General features: G+C 68.6%; 17 protein-coding genes and 2 pseudogenes. 12 read left to right on the forward strand and 7 right to left on the reverse strand.

Features of this window, described 5'->3' with window-relative positions:
- Nucleotides 1-285: 285 nt before the first annotated feature.
- Both ACFSKW_RS12935 and ACFSKW_RS12940 read left to right on the forward strand, forming a co-directional pair.
- Nucleotides 286-465 (forward strand): annotated as a pseudogene (locus tag ACFSKW_RS12935) (HEAT repeat domain-containing protein); the annotation flags it as partial.
- 261 nt (nucleotides 466-726) lie between these two features.
- On the forward strand, nucleotides 727-1905 hold the full coding sequence (locus ACFSKW_RS12940) for a hypothetical protein (RefSeq protein WP_379572561.1): 1179 nt from the start codon (nucleotides 727-729) through the stop codon (nucleotides 1903-1905).
- Between the two features lie 13 nt (nucleotides 1906-1918).
- Here ACFSKW_RS12940 and ACFSKW_RS12945 read toward each other — a convergent pair.
- Together ACFSKW_RS12945 and ACFSKW_RS12950 are read right to left on the reverse strand one after the other, a co-directional pair.
- Nucleotides 1919-2143, reverse strand: a pseudogene (locus ACFSKW_RS12945) (hypothetical protein); the annotation flags it as partial.
- A 600-nt stretch (nucleotides 2144-2743) separates the two neighbouring features.
- A complete protein-coding gene (locus tag ACFSKW_RS12950) occupies nucleotides 2744-3307 on the reverse strand; it encodes a GNAT family N-acetyltransferase (protein WP_379572442.1) in 564 nt (187 codons plus the stop codon).
- A gap of 67 nt (nucleotides 3308-3374) precedes the next feature.
- Here ACFSKW_RS12950 and ACFSKW_RS12955 point away from each other — a divergent pair, with 67 nt between their 5' ends.
- The gene (locus ACFSKW_RS12955) at nucleotides 3375-4391 is read left to right on the forward strand and encodes an aminotransferase class V-fold PLP-dependent enzyme (RefSeq protein ID WP_379572443.1); all 1017 of its coding nucleotides are present in this window, start codon (nucleotides 3375-3377) and stop codon (nucleotides 4389-4391) included.
- Entirely contained in the window at nucleotides 4388-4705 is a 318-nt protein-coding gene (locus tag ACFSKW_RS12960) for a DUF952 domain-containing protein (protein ID WP_379572444.1), read from the forward strand. The genes ACFSKW_RS12955 and ACFSKW_RS12960 overlap by 4 nt, the downstream gene beginning before the upstream one ends.
- Here the strand turns inward: ACFSKW_RS12960 and ACFSKW_RS12965 are convergent.
- Genes ACFSKW_RS12965 through ACFSKW_RS12975 form a run of 3 tightly spaced genes read right to left on the reverse strand, consistent with a single transcriptional unit; the run spans nucleotide 4684 to nucleotide 7189 of the window.
- The gene (locus ACFSKW_RS12965) at nucleotides 4684-5487 is read right to left on the reverse strand and encodes an ABC transporter permease (protein WP_379572445.1); all 804 of its coding nucleotides are present in this window, start codon (nucleotides 5485-5487) and stop codon (nucleotides 4684-4686) included. The two genes, ACFSKW_RS12960 and ACFSKW_RS12965, sit on opposite strands and share 22 nt — an antisense overlap.
- A gap of 2 nt (nucleotides 5488-5489) precedes the next feature.
- A complete protein-coding gene (locus ACFSKW_RS12970) occupies nucleotides 5490-6248 on the reverse strand; it encodes an ABC transporter permease (protein WP_379572446.1) in 759 nt (252 codons plus the stop codon).
- The gene (locus ACFSKW_RS12975; RefSeq protein ID WP_379572447.1) at nucleotides 6248-7189 is read right to left on the reverse strand and encodes an ABC transporter ATP-binding protein; all 942 of its coding nucleotides are present in this window, start codon (nucleotides 7187-7189) and stop codon (nucleotides 6248-6250) included. The genes ACFSKW_RS12970 and ACFSKW_RS12975 overlap by 1 nt, the downstream gene beginning before the upstream one ends.
- 44 nt (nucleotides 7190-7233) lie before the next feature.
- Here ACFSKW_RS12975 and ACFSKW_RS12980 point away from each other — a divergent pair, with 44 nt between their 5' ends.
- On the forward strand, nucleotides 7234-7620 hold the full coding sequence (locus ACFSKW_RS12980) for a nuclear transport factor 2 family protein (protein WP_379572448.1): 387 nt from the start codon (nucleotides 7234-7236) through the stop codon (nucleotides 7618-7620).
- A 214-nt stretch (nucleotides 7621-7834) separates the two neighbouring features.
- On the opposite strand, the gene ACFSKW_RS12985 is transcribed toward ACFSKW_RS12980, so the two are convergent.
- Nucleotides 7835-7987 (reverse strand): hypothetical protein, encoded by a 153-nt coding sequence (locus tag ACFSKW_RS12985; RefSeq protein ID WP_379572449.1) that lies wholly within the window; start codon nucleotides 7985-7987, stop codon nucleotides 7835-7837.
- Between the two features lie 251 nt (nucleotides 7988-8238).
- On the opposite strand from ACFSKW_RS12985, the gene ACFSKW_RS12990 reads away from it, so the two are divergent.
- The 4 genes from ACFSKW_RS12990 to ACFSKW_RS13005 all read left to right on the forward strand — a co-directional run bounded on the left by ACFSKW_RS12990 (nucleotide 8239) and on the right by ACFSKW_RS13005 (nucleotide 12570).
- Nucleotides 8239-8694 carry a ribosomal protein L7/L12 gene (locus ACFSKW_RS12990; RefSeq protein ID WP_379572450.1) on the forward strand — a complete coding sequence of 152 codons (456 nt, stop codon included), beginning with the start codon at nucleotides 8239-8241 and terminating at the stop codon, nucleotides 8692-8694.
- A 31-nt stretch (nucleotides 8695-8725) separates the two neighbouring features.
- On the forward strand, nucleotides 8726-8971 hold the full coding sequence (locus ACFSKW_RS12995) for a hypothetical protein (RefSeq protein WP_379572451.1): 246 nt from the start codon (nucleotides 8726-8728) through the stop codon (nucleotides 8969-8971).
- 364 nt (nucleotides 8972-9335) lie between these two features.
- A complete protein-coding gene (locus ACFSKW_RS13000) occupies nucleotides 9336-11009 on the forward strand; it encodes an enoyl-CoA hydratase-related protein (protein ID WP_379572452.1) in 1674 nt (557 codons plus the stop codon).
- Nucleotides 11010-11040: 31 nt separating this feature from the next.
- Nucleotides 11041-12570: a helix-turn-helix domain-containing protein gene (locus ACFSKW_RS13005; protein WP_379572453.1), complete on the forward strand. Its 1530-nt coding sequence runs from the start codon at nucleotides 11041-11043 to the stop codon at nucleotides 12568-12570.
- Between the two features lie 143 nt (nucleotides 12571-12713).
- Here ACFSKW_RS13005 and ACFSKW_RS13010 read toward each other — a convergent pair whose 3' ends face one another.
- Nucleotides 12714-12884 carry a hypothetical protein gene (locus ACFSKW_RS13010; RefSeq protein WP_379572454.1) on the reverse strand — a complete coding sequence of 57 codons (171 nt, stop codon included), beginning with the start codon at nucleotides 12882-12884 and terminating at the stop codon, nucleotides 12714-12716.
- A 100-nt stretch (nucleotides 12885-12984) separates the two neighbouring features.
- Between ACFSKW_RS13010 and ACFSKW_RS13015 the strand changes: the two genes are divergently transcribed.
- The 3 genes from ACFSKW_RS13015 (at nucleotide 12985) to ACFSKW_RS13025 (ending at nucleotide 15345) form a co-directional block, all read left to right on the forward strand.
- Nucleotides 12985-13185, forward strand: coding sequence for a hypothetical protein (locus ACFSKW_RS13015; protein ID WP_379572455.1), 201 nt, complete (start codon nucleotides 12985-12987; stop codon nucleotides 13183-13185).
- A gap of 266 nt (nucleotides 13186-13451) precedes the next feature.
- Nucleotides 13452-14492 carry a tyrosine-type recombinase/integrase gene (locus ACFSKW_RS13020; RefSeq protein WP_379572456.1) on the forward strand — a complete coding sequence of 347 codons (1041 nt, stop codon included), beginning with the start codon at nucleotides 13452-13454 and terminating at the stop codon, nucleotides 14490-14492.
- Nucleotides 14493-14709: 217 nt separating this feature from the next.
- Complete coding sequence (locus tag ACFSKW_RS13025; protein WP_379572457.1) at nucleotides 14710-15345, forward strand: LysE family translocator; 636 nt, start codon at nucleotides 14710-14712, stop codon at nucleotides 15343-15345.
- Nucleotides 15346-15427: the final 82 nt, after the last annotated feature.

Genomic DNA, 15427 nt, shown 5'->3' on the forward strand with positions numbered 1-15427 from the left:
GGCGTCGACGACATCCGGTGGGGCGAGCTCACCTACGCTTACTGGGGCCGCTGCGATGTTCCCGCCCTCCTGCGGTCCCTCCTCACCCGCGATGAGGCGTTCGAGGCAGCCGACGAGCTCCTCAACGAGCTTCACCACCAGGGCGGTTTCGTCTGCACAGCCGCGCCGGCGATTCTGCCGTTCCTCGTGGAGGTCGCCGGGTCGCCTCGCGTCCCGTGCCGCCCGGAGGTGCTGGAGATCATCGCACGCCTCGCGGGGACGGCTGCGGTGGCCGCCGCCCGCTTCGTGGCCGCCGACTGGCCTCGGGCCTGGGCACGGGCGCGCCCAGGCTTGCTCGCCCTGCTCGGTGATCAGGACCCTGCCGTCCGGACGGGCGCGATCTGGGCTCTTGGCAATGACACCCAAGACCCTGACGAGGTTGCCCAGGCGCTCGTCTCTGGGTGGCCCGACCCCGATGCCTCCGTCCGAACCGACGCGCTGCTCGCCCTCGGCAGTCTCGTAAAGCGTCTTTCGGCGGCCGTCCTGCCCGAAGTCCTCATATTCCTCCGCGACCAGGAAAACGGCGCCGACGCGCACCACGGGACATACGCAACCCTTGCTCTGGCCAGGGCGCTCCCTGGCCGCCCGGTCCCCACCGCCCAGATCATCGCCGGACTCATCGCTGAACCCGTCCCGCTTCCACACAGCAACCTCGCCTCGCGGGACCCCGACCACACGACCGCAAACGTGCTGCGCAACCTCGACCGGCGCAGCACCGAATCGGTCTGTGTCGCCCTGCTCGCCCGCCCCGAACAGCGCCTGCGCGTCGCGGCCGTCAGCGCCGCATGCGAAGCGCTCGTCCACACGCGCGCGCCCGGCCTGCTCGCCGCGCTGCGGGGTTGCGTGGATACCTTGGAAGATCCGGCTCCCGCCCTGGGAGTCCTCGCCGCGCACGCCCGTCGCGAGGCCGCTCACGACGCCGACCTCATGGCCGCCCACCTGGACGGGCCCACGGCGAACATCGCCATATGGGGTCTGGCCTGGTCTGGCGACGACCGTGCTGTCCCCGGACTCCTCGGCCAGCTCGCCCAACGGAAGACCGCCTTCACGCTCCACGGACAGCGCGCCGGGAAGCTCAGCTTCTGGCCAGGCGCGCCCTCGCTCGCTGAGCTGCTGACGCCCTGCGCGCCCTGGGTGGGCTCCTTGATCCCCGCGGTCTCCCTGCATCTGCGGCCGGACTCCGCCGACGACCTCCGGCGGTCCCTGCTGGAGATCCTCGCGGCGTGGGCCGCTACGCGGGCCGACGGGGTCGCGCGGGTCGTCCCCGAGCTGACCGCGCTCCTCGACCGCGACGAGTGGGGCCGGTCCGCCGGAGTAGTCGGCGCGATCGGCCCCCAAGCAGCGCAAGCCGCCCCCAAACTGGAACGGCTACTCGGTACGGGCGAGCGGCGGGCGCTCATCGAGATCGCATGGGCGCACTTCCAGGTAACCGGAGATCCCGAGCCCGCCCTGCGGATCCTCGGCCCCCGCCTCGGCGAGGACCACCACGTCTCCCGCCGCCTCGGCGACCTCGGCTCCCACGCCACTGCCCACGTTCCGACGCTGCGCCTCCTGGCCAAGGCCCGCGACCGCTGGACGGCCCACGAGGCCGCCCACGCCCTCATCAAGATCACCGGCGATCCGGGCGAGGGCGCCCACATCCTGATTCGCCCCATCGCCGAACTACTCGAAGGCCGCCCGCTCCCCGTCGCGTCGGCCGCTGCCCGAGCCCTCGCAGGCATCGACGGTCTACCAGAAGGCCATCTCGCCATCATGAGGGACGTCCTGGCCGACGACCGCCGCCACAGCTACTGGGGCGGCGTCGCCGCGATCAGCGAGGACCTGGAGCTGAGAGCCCTGCTCGCAGAGCGGATTTCACGCACCTGAACCGCCTGGCGATTCATATCGCCGGAAGATCAGACAGTTCCAGGCGTCGGTCGGTACGCAGCTGTATCTCCCCGTACGGCGTCATGTTCGTGTGGAACAGCGGGGTGAGACCGCGCCGGTTGACGTCGGTGAGGACGTCCGCCCACTCTGGCAGCGCCAGGGTGTCCTGAATCATCAGGGCGTTGATCATCCCGAGGCAGGACTGGAGGATGTGCAGGCACAGCATCCCGAGCTCTTGCACGAGTCTTACCGACACCCCGCTTCCCTCCTAGTGCCCCGCCATCGGTGACCACGGCCACGCCACCAGCCCCCGGTGTCAGGTCACAGGGCGCGCGGGATGAGCACGGGGCATGCGCCGTGGATGTCAGGATCTCGGTGGTACGAAACGAGCGCGCAAGGCCCCCAGAACTCCCGGAGTACCCTCGCGCCGCAGACCGGACCACCCCTTCTCGGCTCGCAGCCCGGACCACCGCTCCCCGCAGGCCTCGGGGGAGCGACACGTCCGGGACGTGGAAGCCTTCGTCGTCCGGGCCGGCGCTCGCAGGGGGAGTAGCCCACATCCGTCCCGAACCGCGCCACCCGGACATTGTCAACGCCGTCGCACCGAGCCCCTCAACCGAGCCACTCGGTCGAGCTCGCCACACCCCTGGCACGGCCGCCCACCTCCAGCTCGCGGTTGGCCCGGCCGGCCATGTCGACGGAGCGGGTGAACACCCCGGCCCGCTCACCAGAACCCTTGGAGAACTCGCCACACCCCTGAGACCCCGCCACCGAGACCCGCCGCCGAACTCACGCCCGCGCAGCCCCCACCCAGCGGCCGGCACCCCGACCCGCCCCGCTAACGCGACAACGCGGCCCACTCAGAGCCGAGCATCGCGTACACGACCTCATCGCTCCACTCACCCTTGACGAACTCGTTCTCCACCAGGTGAGCCTCACGGCGCATCCCCAGCTTCTCCAGCACCCGAGCCGAAGCCGTGTTCCGGCCGTCCAGCCGCCCCACGATGCGATGCAGCCCCAACTCCTCGAACCCCAGCCGCAGCATCTCCCTGCCGGCCTCCGCCGCATACCCCTTGCCGAAGAAGTCAGGATGCAACACGTAACCGATCTCACCCTGCTCATGCTGACGACTGGTCCAGTTCAGCAGCACCTGCCCGATCACCCGCCCCGACTCCCGCAACGTCACAGCCAGATCGAGCACATCGCCCTCCCCCTGCAATGCCACCCGCGCCACCCGCTTGTCCAGCATCTGACGCGACCCCTCAAGATCACGCGGCTCCCAGTACAGGAACCGGGCCACCTCAGGCAAACACTCCCACGCATGAATGGCCTGCAGATCATCGAAGGTGAACGGACGCAACGACAGCCGATCGGTCACGACCGGAAAGGAAGGCTTGAGCATCCCCGCAGTGTAGGAACCCCCACCCCACGAAAGCGACGCATTTTCCCGCCTGCCTAAGCTGACCGGCATGCACCTCGACGCCGCCCGCAAACTCTGGCAACCCACCCCGGGCTGGCTCAACACCGCCAGCTACGGCCTGCCACCCACCCCCGCCTACGACCAGCTCCACACCGCACTCACCCAATGGCGCCACGGCAGCACCGACTGGCAACCCTGGGACGACCAGGTCACCCGCTCACGCGCCGCCTTCGCCACCCTCATCGGCGCACCCACCGAAGACATCACCGTCAGCTCCACCGCCTCCCAGATCATCTCCCAGATCGCCACCGCCCTCCCGCCAGACGCCCGCATCCTGATACCCGACATCGAATTCACCAGCAACGTCTACCCGTGGGCCGTAGCCGCCCACGTCGACACCGCCCCACCCGACCGGCTGGCCGACGCCATCACCCCCCGCACCACCGCCGTCGCCTTCAGCCTCGTCCAGTCCGCCACCGGACAACTCGCCCCCCTCGACGACATCATCCAAGCCGCCCACGCCCACGACACCCTCGTCATCGCCGACGCCAGCCAAGCCTGCGGCTGGCTACCCGTCACCACCCACGGCCTCGACGCCCTGGCCTGCGCCGCCTACAAATGGCTGATGTGCCCCCGCGGCGCCGCCTTCGGCTACCTGTCACCCCGCCTACGCGAACGCATGACACCCACCGCCGCCAACTGGTACTCCGGCACCAGCATGTACGGCATGCCGCTCACCCACCACCCCGACGCCCGCGCCTTCGACCTGTCACCCGCCTGGTTCTCCTACGTCGGCGCCGCACCCACCCTCGACCTGCTCAACCAGCTCGACACCGACGACATCCGCCGACACAACCTCGCCATGGCCAACCGCTTCCGCACCGGCCTCGGCCAACCACCAGGAGACAGCGCCATCGTCTCCCTCGACACCACCCACCCCGACACCCCGCAACGACTCCAACGAGCAGGCGTCCGCATGGCCGTACGCGCAGGCAGACTACGCGCCAGCTTCCACCTCTACACCACCGAACTCGACGTCGACCTCGCCCTGGAGGCCCTCACATGAACGTCCTGCACATCGCCTACGCCACCGACTGGCACCACGCCCAGCACACCGGCGAATACCGCATCTCCACCCGCGGCCGCACCCTCGAACAAGAAGGCTTCATCCACCTCAGCACCGACCGCCGCCAAGCCCAAGCCGTCACCGACCGCTTCTACGCCGACGTCACCGAACCCCTGCTCCTGCTCGAGATCGACCCCACCGGCCTCGACATCCGCTACGAAACACCCCCGGGCAGCGACGAGACCTTCCCCCACCTTTACGGCCCGCTCCCGACCAGCTCAGTGACCGCCGTTCACGAACACAACACCCTCTGAATCCGCCGCGACGCCACCCACAACCCCAAAGCCGCCAACGCCACCAGATACAACGCGTGCCCCGCCGACGCCCACTCCACCCGACCCAACGCCAGACCCCGCACCAACTCCACCGCGTGATACAGCGGCGTCACCTGCACCACCGCCGCCAACACCGGCGGATAACCCCCCACCGGCGCGAACGTCCCCGAAAACAGGAACAACGAGAACTGCGCCGCCGTCATCAGATCGAAATCCTGCCACCCCCGCAAGAACGTCGACATCGCCATCCCCGCCGCCCCGAACGCCACCCCCACCAGCATCGTCGCCGGAAAAGCAGCCAACGCCCACCACGGCTCGGCCAACCCCATCACAGCCATCACCAGCAGGAACGCCGCCGTATAGAACGAGCTGCGCACCATCGCCCACGTCAGCTCACCCAGCGCCACCTCGATCGGCCGCACCGGCGTCGCCAAAATCGCCTCGAACGTCTTGGCGTACTTCATCTTGAAGAAGAAGTTGAACGTCGTCTCCGCCAACGCACCGTTCATCGCCGAAGCCGCCAACATCGCCGGAGCCACGAACACCGCATAGGACACCACCCGCCCGTCACCCAGCGGAATCCGCCCCACCAACGCACCCACGCCGACCCCGATCGACAACAGGTACAGCAGCGGCTCGAAAAACCCCGACACCAGCACCAGCCAGTACGAGGCCCCGCTCCGCAACGCCCCCACATTGCGGCCCACCACCGCACCCACCCGGCCCGCCGACACCCGCCGAGCCACCGCCAACGTCACCATGATCAGTCCTGAAGTCGCTTACGGAAGGCATACGCGGCCCAGCACAGCCCCGCCACCCCGAACACCAGCAGATAACCCACATGCACCCACACCGGCCACGGGGGAGCGACCCCCAACGTCGCCGCCCTGCACAACTCCACCCCATGCCACAACGGAGACGCATACGCCAACGGCCGCACCACCGCAGGCAACTGCTCCACCGGAAAGAACACCCCGGCGAACAACGTCGAAGGAATCATCACGAACCGAAACAGCAACGCGAAGTAGCTGTCATGGTCGATCGACGCCGAGAACGCCGACACAGGAGCCGCCACCGCCACCGCCAGCACCGCGACCACCGGCAACGTCACCACCGACCACACCGACGACAACGCCCCGAACCCGGCCACCACCGCCAGGAACACCACCGCCGCCACCATCACCCTGAACACGATGTAGAGCATCCAGCCCCGCACCATGTCCCACGCCGACACCCGCGTCGCGAACATCGCGTGCGCGCCCCGCGTCCACTTGAACTCACTCAGCACGCTGTAGGTGCACTCACCCACCGCCATCTGGAACGCCGTCGAGGCGAGCACTCCCGGCACGATCCACTCCACGTACGGCACGCCCCCCACCGTGCCCACATAACCCCCGACCCCCAGCCCGATACTCGCCAGGAACAGCAACGGCAGCAGGAACGTCGAAAACAACGACGCCCGCCACAACCGCTTGTACAACGTCAGATGCCGCTCCAGCACCGCCACCGTCGGATGCGCCATCAGTCCACCAACGTCCGGCCGGTCAGGTGCAGGAACACATCCTCCAGCGACGAGCGCCGCACCAGCACACTCGACGGCGCCAACTCCCTGCGATGCACCTCCGACACCGCCTCATCGCCGTCCTTCGCATACACCAGGATCCGATCAGGCAACACATCCACCCGATCACCCACCCCCGACAACCGCTCCACGAACCCCTCCAACGGCTCGGCCCCGAAGCGCAACTCCACCACCTCGGCAGAGGAATACGTCTCGATCAGCGACCGCGGCGACCCCTCGGCCACGATCCGCCCGCCGTCCATCACCACCAGCCGATCACACAACTGCTCGGCCTCGTCCATGTAGTGCGTCGTCAACACCAACGTCACCCCACGCTGCTTCAGCCGGAACAACCGCTCCCACAGCAGATGCCGCGCCTGCGGGTCCAACCCCGTCGTCGGCTCGTCCAGCAACACCAGATCAGGCTCGTTCACCATCGCCCGCGCGATCGTCAACCGCCGCTTCATCCCACCCGACAGCGGCTCCACCTTGCTCGAGGCCTTCTCCGTCAACTGCGCGAACTCGAGCATCTCCTCGGCCCGCTCCCGCGCCTGCGACCGCGACAACCCGAAATACCGGGCATAGGTCGTCAGGTTCTCCCGCACCGTCAGATCAGGATCCAGATTGTCCAGCTGCGGGCACACACCCAGCCGCGCCCTGATCGCCGGCCCCTCCCGCACCGGGTCCATTCCCAAGATCCGCAACTCGCCCGCCGACGGCATCGACACACACGAGATCATCCGCATCGTCGACGACTTACCCGCCCCGTTGGGACCCAGGAAACCGAACGCCTCGCCAGGCGCCACCTCCAGATCGATGCCGTCCACCGCGGTGAACTCACCGAACCGCTTGACCAGCCCGCGCGCGTAGATGAGAGGTTGAAGAGCCACGAGCCGGAACACTAACCAACCGCACCGACAAAACCGCAAGCGATTAAATCAGCACCATGGACACCCGCACCGCCGCCCAACGCTTCGCCGACACCTGGCAGCACGGCTGGACCCACCACGACCTCGACGCCCTGGCCACCCTCTACGCCGACCACGCCGTCCACACCAGCATGCCCTTCCGCCCACCCCACCACGGCAAGGCCGCCATCCTCGACTACATCCGCTGGTCCTTCGACGGCGAGACGCCCATCACCGTCACCTTCCAGCGGCCCCTCGTCGACGGCGACCGCGCCGCCATCGAGTTCCGCGTCCACGCCCTCGACGGCCACCAGCCCACGATCCTCGCAGGATGCGTCTTCGCCCGGTTCGACCCCGACGGCCTCGCCGTCGAAACCCGCGACTACTGGCACACCGAACCGGGGGAGAGCGATCACACACAGTGACCAACCGTGACAAGCCAAGCGCCCCGCCGTCCGGCCGGACGGAACCGGCCACCAGGCGAACGGGGGAGAGGAGCCCCGGCATGCGCAGCCGGAAGGGCCGTCGCGGGGGAGGCGGGGCGGATTCAGGCGCGTGGCCACACCCTCACACACGACAGGGCCCGCGGCGCACCGTCCGCAGGCCCACAACGATCACGGGGGAGCAGCCCCCGAACTCCTACGAGCTCAACACCCGGACACCGGGCGGCTGCGGCATCGCCACCGGCGCCTGCCGTACCACCTCGACCGGCTGCTGCTGGTGCTGCTGCGGCTGCCGCAGCGCGACCCGCTCGACGCACCCGCCCTCGCAGTAACCGTTGGTGACGATCAACCGGCCACGGGCCGTCGTATACGCCTCACGGCCGCTAGCGGGAAGAACCCCCTGGCACACCTGGCACAAGACCCCGTCGTTCCCCACGTGTGCTCCCTTATCCGACGTACGGACTCCCTACACTATGCGACCCCATCATTCAGGGGCGCTCTTTCCACGATTCGTCAAAGGTTCCGTCAGGAGAGGGTTCCATCACCTCTACTTGACATAATGTTCATTATCGAGCAAACGGCTGGGGATACGATCACGGCATGCCGAACATCGGACCGGCCGAACTCCTCATCGTCCTCGCGGTCATCGCCGTCGTCGCGCTCCTGGTGACCCTCGTCGTCACCGCCGCCGTCCGCGCCGCCCGCCGACCCGCCACGACGCCGCCACCCAACCGGCCGGTCGCGCCGCACGACCTCGAAGCCGCCCTGCGCGACCTGGTCGCCGGCGGCCGCCAGATCCACGCCATCAAGCTCCTGCGCCAGCACACGGGACTCGGCCTCAAGCAGGCCAAAGACGTCGTCGACGCCATCGCCGCAGGCCACAGCCACCCCATGCTCCAAAGCCTGCAGCGCCCACCCGCCGGCGCCCGGCCCGACCTCGCCACCCGCGTCCGCGAACTGAAGGCGGCCGGCCGCGCCGAGCAGGCCGTCCACCTGGTGATCGGCGAGACGGGCATGGGCCAGGGTGAAGCCGAGGCCTTCGTCCAGACCCTGTGATCGATGCGGGTGATCCGGTTACGATCGGGTCATGCCGACGAGCCTGGGTTCCCTCGTCCTGCTGACCGTGCTCGTGACCGCCGTGATCCTGTTCCTGATCTTCCTGGCCGTACGGTTGACGCGGCGGCCGCGCAACCGCCTCATCCCCGCACTGGACGTCACCGATCAGGCTCGCGAGCTGAAGGCGACGGGCCAGTTCCAGGAGGCGGTCTTCCTGGTGCGCGGCGAGACGGGCATGAGTCATCGCGCCGCCACCCGATTCGTACGAAAGCTGTGAATCGACGCTAAACCGGACAGAAGGTGAATTCTGTTTGGTTTAAGAATCCGGGGCGAGGCGGACGGGCGCCGTGCGCGCGCGGGCGCCCCGCCTGTCGCCGTGACGCAGCACACACGACACCACGTCTCCCCTGATCGGCGATCGCCGGAACGTGCCGTGTGCGGCCCCGCCGGCGAGCCTCTCCCCCGATGTCATCGATCTTGCCTTCTCTTCCTTTCTGGGCTTAATCTCCCCTTTTGTCCCTTATGCCCGAATTTCAATGTCGGGAAAATCGGGAATTTGCGCGTTTCTGTCACTCGGGTTTGCTCAGGCGTGTCAGCATCACTTTCTTAGTCAAAGGTTCAGCTCTGAAGGATGCTCCAAAGTGCGGATTCTGCTTCTTGTCTCGGCGTTCAACGGCCTGACCCAGCGTGCGTGGATCGAGTTGCGCGAGGCGGGTCATGAAGTGACCGTGGAGCTCGCGATCTCCGAGGAGGTCATGCTCGAGGCCGTGTCGCTGGCCAAACCCGACCTGATCGTCTGCCCCTTCCTGAAGGACAGGGTGCCCGAGCGGCTGTGGCGCGAGCATAGGGTGATCATCATCCACCCCGGTCCGCGCGGCGACAGGGGTCCGTCCTCGCTGGACTGGGCGATCCTGGAAGGCGAGCGGCGCTGGGGCGTGACGGCGTTGCAGGCGGTCGAGGAGATGGACGCGGGCCCGATCTGGGGGTGGCGGGAGTTCGCGCTGCCCGAGGATCCCGCGCGCAAGAGCAGCCTGTACAACGGTCCGGTGGCGGACGCGGCGACCGAGCTGGTGCTGGAGGTCGTGCGCAAGGCCGAGGACCCGTCGTTCGTGCCGATGCCGCTGGATTACGGGCGGCCGGAGGTGTGGGGGCAGTTGCGTCCGGCGATGCGTCGCGCGGATCGGGAGTTCTCGTGGGCGGAGTCGTCGGATCGGGTGGTGCGGCGGATTCGGGCCGCTGACGGGTCGCCGGGGGCAGCGGCGGTGTTGTGCGGGATGGATGTGCGGGTGTTCGACGCGCGGGTGGGGCCTGTGCTGATGGGTCAGCCTGGTGCGGTGGCGGCTCGTCGTGGTGGGGCGGTGCTGGTGCACACCGGTGACGGAACGGTGTGGGTGGGCCAGTTGCGGCGTGAGGACCGTGGTGGGGTGAAGCTGCCTGCGGTGTCGGTGCTGCGGCGGCGGCTGGGGCGGGCTCCGTCGTCGCAGCCGGGGTTTTCGGAGATCACCTACCAGCGGGCCGGTCGGGTGGGGGTGGTGAGTTTCGACTTCTACAACGGGGCGATGGCGACCAATCAGTGCCGGCGGTTGGTGGAGGCGCTGCAGTACGCGGTGGCGCAGGACACGCGGGTGTTGGTGGTGCGTGGGGGTGAGGTGTTCTCCAATGGGATCCACCTGAATGTGATCGAGGCGGCGCGCCATCCGGAGATGGAGGCGTGGATGAACATCAACGCCATCAACGGGGTGTGCCGGGAGATCATTTCGTGTACGGGGCAGTTGGTGGTGACGTCGATGGCGGGCAGTGCCGGTGCCGGCGGGGTGATGATGGGCCTGGGCACCGACCGGGTGTTGGTGCGTGAGGGGCGGGTGTTGAACCCGCACTATCGGACGATGGGGTTGTTCGGTTCGGAGTATTGGACGTATGTGCTGCCCGCGCGGGTGGGTGCGGAGACGGCGCAGTCGCTGACGCAGGAGGCGTTGCCGGTGGGGGCGGCTCAGGCGGTGTCGATGGGGTTGGCCGATCGGGTGTTGAAGGGGTCTCGGGAGGAGTTCGAGCAGGAGGTCCTGGAGTTCGCCGAGCGGTTGGCGGGGCGTGATGACTACGCGGAGCTGGTGCGGGTCAAGCGGGAGCGCCGGGAGGAGGATGAGCGGCGTAAGCCGTTGGACGCCTATCGGATCGAGGAGTTGGCGGAGATGAGCCGGGACATGTTCGATGATCGGCGGGGGTTCTCGGCGGCGCGGCGGGATTTCGTGGGTAAGGCGAAGGCGTTGGTGACGCCGGAGAATGTGGCGTGGCATCGGGGTGTGTCCGGTCTCTAAGGAATCTCATATGTGAGATATGTTGCCTGTTGTGGCAGATGACTATCTTGTGCGGATCGGCAAGCTGATCAGGGACGCGCGGCAGCACCGGGGTTGGACGCAGCTGCAGCTCGCGGAGGCGCTGGCGACGAGCCAGAGCGCGGTCAACCGCATCGAGAAGGGCAATCAGAACATCAGTCTTGAGATGATCGCCCGCATCGGTGAGGCGCTGGACAGCGAGATCGTTTCGCTCGGTTACGCCGGTCCGATGCACCTGCGGGTGGTGGGCGGCCGGCGACTGTCGGGCAGCATCGAGGTCAAGACGAGCAAGAACGCGTGCGTGGCGTTGCTGTGCGCGTCGCTGCTGAATTCGGGGCGGACGATCCTGCGGAAGGTGGCGCGGATCGAGGAGGTCTACCGGATTCTGGAGGTGCTGGCCTCGATCGGGGTGCGGGCGCGGTGGATCAACGGCGGCGGCGATCTGGAGATCGTGCCGCCGGCCGAGCTGGATCTGGCGTCGATGGACACCGAGGCGGCGCGCCGTACCAGGAGCGTGATCATGTTCCTGGGGCCGTTGATGCATCGCACGGACCAGTTCGAGATCCCGTACGCGGGCGGCTGCGATCTGGGCACGCGCACGGTGCAGCCGCACATGAGCGCCCTGCGGCACTTCGGGCTCGAGGTGGCGGCGACGGGCGGGATGTACCACGCCAAGGTGGACGCGTCGGTCTCCCCCACCAGGCCGATCGTGCTGACCGAGCGGGGCGACACGGTGACGGAGAACGCGCTGCTGGCCGCGGCCCGCCATGACGGGGTGTCGGTGATCCGTAACGCCTCCTCCAACTACATGGTGCAGGACCTGTGCTTCTTCCTGGAGGAGCTGGGTGTGAAGGTGGAGGGCATCGGCACGACGACGTTGACGGTGCACGGGGTGCCACAGATCGAGACGGATGTGGACTACTCCCCCTCCGAGGATCCGGTGGAGGCGATGAGCCTGCTGGCTGCGGCGGTGGTGACGTCGTCGGAGCTGACGATCTGCAGGGTGCCGATCGAGTTCCTGGAGATCGAGCTGGCGGTTCTGGAGGAGATGGGCCTGGACCATGACCGGTCGGCGGAGTACCGGGCGGCCAACGGCCGTACGCGGCTGGTGGATCTGACGGTGCGGCCGTCGAAGCTGGTCTCCCCCACCGACAAGATCCACCCGATGCCGTTTCCCGGGTTGAACATCGACAATGTGCCGTTCTTCGCGGCGATCGCGGCGACGGCTCAGGGCTCGACGCTCATTCATGACTGGGTCTACGACAATCGGGCGATCTATCTGACGGAGCTGACGCGGCTGGGGGCGTCGGTGAAGCTGCTGGATCCGCATCGGGTGCTGGTGGAGGGGCCGACGCGGTGGCGGTCGGCGGAGATGATGTGCCCTCCGGCGTTGCGGCCTGCGGTGGTGGTGCTGCTGGCGATGATGGCGGCCGAGGGCACCTCGGTGCTGCGCAACGTCTATGTCATCAACCGAGGGTATGAGGATCTGGCGGACCGGTTGACGGCGCTGGGCGCGCGGATCGAGATCTTCCGCGACATCTAGGGTGCCTGCTCGATGAGGTCGGCGGCGCGCTGGGTACCGCCGTCGGCCTGGAGCTGGCGCTGGATGGTGTGCAGGCGCTCGGCGACGGCGGGATCGGAGCTGAGGTCGAGCAGCGCGGTGCGCAGGATGTCGAGCTGGGGTACTCATTGGTGGATCTCGGCGCCTGCGGGCAGGTGCCCCAGTGTTGACGGCTCGACGTGCGCGCCGATCTGCAGGACGAGGTGCCGGCCGGGCAGGTCGCCGAAGGCTTTGAGGCATGCGCGGCAGAAGGCGGGCTGGTTGGTGAAGGCCGAGCCGAGCGAGACCAGGATCATCTTGTCGGTGCCTGGGGGCGCTGCCAGGTGCCTTGGCCGGGTGCGGGAGCCGATGCAGGGGCCGACGAAGGTGTAGCGGGCCCCGGTCGACGCGTTCGGCGTGGGGTTGCAGGGCGCGCGGGATGAACAGGCAGGCCTCGGGGCGGCCGACGAAGTCGGCGTGCGGGGTGTGGATGCCTTCGTCGTCGAGCAACCGCTGGGCGCGGCGGAAGTGGTCGGCGCCTTCGGGGGTGGCGGCGAGCCGGTCGAGCGTCGGCGCCATGTCCTGTTCGTAGCCCTTGCATGCCACGTGCGTGGGTGACAGCTGGATGGCGGGGATGCGCCATTGGGTGGCCAGGACGCGGGCGGGTGCGGCGGCGATGTCGTGGAGGAACAGGTCGGGCCGGTCGTGGTCGTAGGCGCGGCGGAGCTGGGGGGCATGGCCTGGTTGTCGAGCAGGAACAGCTCGAGCTGGTCGATGGTGTCCTCGGGCCAGCCGTCGGGGCTGTCGTGGGCGGCAGGGTGGAGGTGTTTTTGTCGGTGGCGCTCGATACGGTCTTGCCGCGGATCTTCTAGGCGAGGAGGGGCATGCGGCCTGCGGAGCTCAACAGGCTGACGGTGGCGCAGGCGGCTGACCGCTATGTGGAGCTGGTGCGCGCCAAGACGCTGACGGGGGCGTTGTCGGCCTCGACGGCGGAGGTGTACGCGCGTGACGCCGCGACGCTGGTGGCCTTGGCCGGTGAGGGCACGGTGCTGGACGATCTGACGGGCGAGGATGTGGATGCCATCCTGCTGGCGTTCGCGCGCAAGCCCGACGGGCGGCGGGCGACGGCGGGCGGGGGGTTGCAGAGCGCCTCGTCGCAGGCGCGCTTTCGGCGTTCGATCTCGGCGCTGTTCAAGCACGCGGCGCTGGCGGGGTGGGTGCAGATCAATCCGATGGCGATGGCGACGGTGACGGCCAAGGAGCGGGGCGGGTTGCGGCCTGAGCGGCGGGCGTTGACGCGTGAGCAGGCGCAGGGGCTGATCGGGGCGGCGCAGGCCCTCAGGCCTGAGCGGTCCGAGCCGGTGGCCGAGGGGCGGCGCAGGCCGCGCAGCGATCAGCGGACGGAGTTGCGTGATGCGTTGATCGTGCTGTTGCTGTCGACGATGGGGCCGCGGGTCTCGGAGCTGGTGCGGGCCAACGTGGAGGACTTCTACACCAACGACGGGGTGCGCTACTGGCGGATCTTCGGCAAGGGCGGCAAGACGCGGGATGTGCCGTTGCCCGGTCTGGTGGCCGAGGCGTTGCAGGCGTACCTGGACGGGGGTCGTCCCGAGACGGCCGACAAGGCGTTGCTGCTGTCGTGGCGGGGCCGGCGGCTGGCGCGCGGCGATGTGCAGGCGGTGATCGACAGGGTGCAGCGGGAGGTGGATCCGTCGCAGCGACGTTCGGTGACGCCGCACGGGCTGCGGCACACGACCGCCACGCATCTGCTGGCCGACGCGGTCGACATGGACGCGGTGCGCAGGGTGCTGGGTCACAGTGATCTGGCGACGCTGGGGCGCTACCGCGACGAGTTGCCTGGTGAACTGGAGGTGGCGATGCGCGCCCATCCGTTGCTGAAGCCGCCGCCGGAGCAGCGCGGGTGAGCCTCGTGCCGAGAGCTGTGCTCGGTGCTGTGCTCGGTGCTGTGCCTGGCGTCGCGTTCGGTGCTGTGCCGGGGGTGCTGTTCGGGGCGGTGTCGCAGGAGGCCGTACGGCACGCGGTGGCCGGCCGCCGTGCTGGGCACGTGGCCGGCCTCTGTCCAGGGGTACGCGTGCTCGGGGGCGCATGCCCGGGGCCGGCGACGGAAGGCATCATGAGGGCATGACTTCGGCTTTGTTATCGTTCGCGCTTGTCGCGGCGTTTCTCACGATCGTTCCAGGGTTGGACACGGCGCTGGTGCTGCGTTCGGCGTTGACGCAGGGCAGGCGGCAGGCGTTCGCGACCGCGCTGGGCATCAACACGGGCGTGCTGGTGTGGGGTGTGGCGGCGGCGGCCGGGTTGTCGGCGTTGCTGACGGCTTCGCAGGTGGCTTTCACGGTGTTGCGGTACGCGGGGGCGGCCTACATGGTGTGGTTCGGCGTGTCGATGATCGTCAGGGCGCGGCGTGAGGGGCCGGCCTCTGCGGTGGGGGCGCCCGCCGCGCGGGAGGGGGACGGCGGTGTGGTGGCGGCGTGGGCCAGGGGCGCGTTGACGAACCTGCTCAACCCGAAGATCGGTGTCTTCTATGTGGCGTTGTTGCCGCAGTTCCTGCCGCAGGAGGCGCCGCCGCTGGTGGGAGGGCTGCTGCTGGCGCTGGTGCACAATCTCGAGGGCATGGTGTGGTTCGCGCTGCTGATCGCCGGGGCGGGGGTGGCACGCTCGTGGCTGGAGCGGCCCTGGGCGCGCCGGGTGATCGACGGGGTGACCGGTACGGTGCTGGTGGGTTTCGGGGTGCGGCTGGCGCTGTCGCCGCAGTAGCACGGCGGGGCATGGGGGTATGGCGGAGGTGCTGTCCGGCCGGTGAGGTTCGTCCTCTGGGTATGGCGGCGGAGGTGCTGTC

Source organism: Nonomuraea mangrovi, assembly GCF_042681425.1.
Classification (GTDB): domain Bacteria; phylum Actinomycetota; class Actinomycetes; order Streptosporangiales; family Streptosporangiaceae; genus Nonomuraea; species Nonomuraea mangrovi.

Bases quoted from the DNA above. Each gene is read 5' to 3' on its own strand.
- ACFSKW_RS12950 (WP_379572442.1), bottom strand. From the start codon at position 3,307: ATGCTCAAGCCTTCCTTTCCGGTCGTGACCGATCGGCTGTCGTTGCGT.
- ACFSKW_RS12955 (WP_379572443.1), top strand. From the start codon at position 3,375: ATGCACCTCGACGCCGCCCGCAAACTCTGGCAACCCACCCCGGGCTGG.
- ACFSKW_RS12960 (WP_379572444.1), top strand. From the start codon at position 4,388: ATGAACGTCCTGCACATCGCCTACGCCACCGACTGGCACCACGCCCAG.
- ACFSKW_RS12965 (WP_379572445.1), bottom strand. From the start codon at position 5,487: ATGGTGACGTTGGCGGTGGCTCGGCGGGTGTCGGCGGGCCGGGTGGGT.
- ACFSKW_RS12970 (WP_379572446.1), bottom strand. From the start codon at position 6,248: ATGGCGCATCCGACGGTGGCGGTGCTGGAGCGGCATCTGACGTTGTAC.
- ACFSKW_RS12980 (WP_379572448.1), top strand. From the start codon at position 7,234: ATGGACACCCGCACCGCCGCCCAACGCTTCGCCGACACCTGGCAGCAC.
- ACFSKW_RS12990 (WP_379572450.1), top strand. From the start codon at position 8,239: ATGCCGAACATCGGACCGGCCGAACTCCTCATCGTCCTCGCGGTCATC.
- ACFSKW_RS12995 (WP_379572451.1), top strand. From the start codon at position 8,726: ATGCCGACGAGCCTGGGTTCCCTCGTCCTGCTGACCGTGCTCGTGACC.
- ACFSKW_RS13010 (WP_379572454.1), bottom strand. From the start codon at position 12,884: ATGATCCTGGTCTCGCTCGGCTCGGCCTTCACCAACCAGCCCGCCTTC.
- ACFSKW_RS13020 (WP_379572456.1), top strand. From the start codon at position 13,452: ATGCGGCCTGCGGAGCTCAACAGGCTGACGGTGGCGCAGGCGGCTGAC.
- ACFSKW_RS13025 (WP_379572457.1), top strand. From the start codon at position 14,710: ATGACTTCGGCTTTGTTATCGTTCGCGCTTGTCGCGGCGTTTCTCACG.